Source organism: Burkholderia sp. LFS061, assembly GCF_047978125.1.
In the GTDB taxonomy this organism is placed as follows: Bacteria; Pseudomonadota; Gammaproteobacteria; order Burkholderiales; family Burkholderiaceae; genus Burkholderia; species Burkholderia pyrrocinia_C.
This window is the reverse complement of the sequence record NZ_JBFPFS010000142.1, coordinates 1-513: the sequence shown is the minus strand read 5'-3', so window position 1 is coordinate 513 and position 513 is coordinate 1. Positions and strand designations below refer to the sequence as shown.

1 pseudogene is annotated in these 513 nt (G+C 61.8%); it reads left to right on the top strand.

Annotated features, from left to right (window positions below):
* Nucleotides 1–513: pseudogene (locus ACNQQL_RS36070) on the top strand (transposase); the annotation flags it as partial.

Below are 513 nucleotides of genomic sequence, written 5' to 3'. Positions count from 1 at the left end.
TCGAGATTCACGGACAGCCAGATCATGGACGCGCTCAAGCGCGTGGAATCGGGGCTGTCGGTGCCGGACCTGTGCCGGGAGTTGGGTATCAGCACGGCGACGTTCTACAAATGGCGCTCGAAGTACGGCGGGATGGACGTTTCGCTGATCGCGCGGATGAAGGAACTGGAGGCCGAGAACGCCCGGCTGCGCAAGATGTACGTCGAGGAGAAGATCAAGGCCGAGATCGTAGCGGAGGCGCTCGCAAAAAAAGATTGAGGCCATCTTGCCGGCGTGAGATGGCCATGCGAGCGGTGTCCAGCCGGGGCGTATCGATCCGGCTGGCATGTGAGGCATTTGGGATCAGCCAGGCCTGTTATCGGTACGTCGGTCGGCGCACCGCCGAGAACGACGAGATTGCGCACTGGCTGCTGCGCCTGACGGACAACCACCGGAACTGGGGCTTCGGACTGTGCTTCCTGTACCTGCGCAACGTGAAAGGCTTCGGCTGGAATCACAAGCGCGTGTACCGGA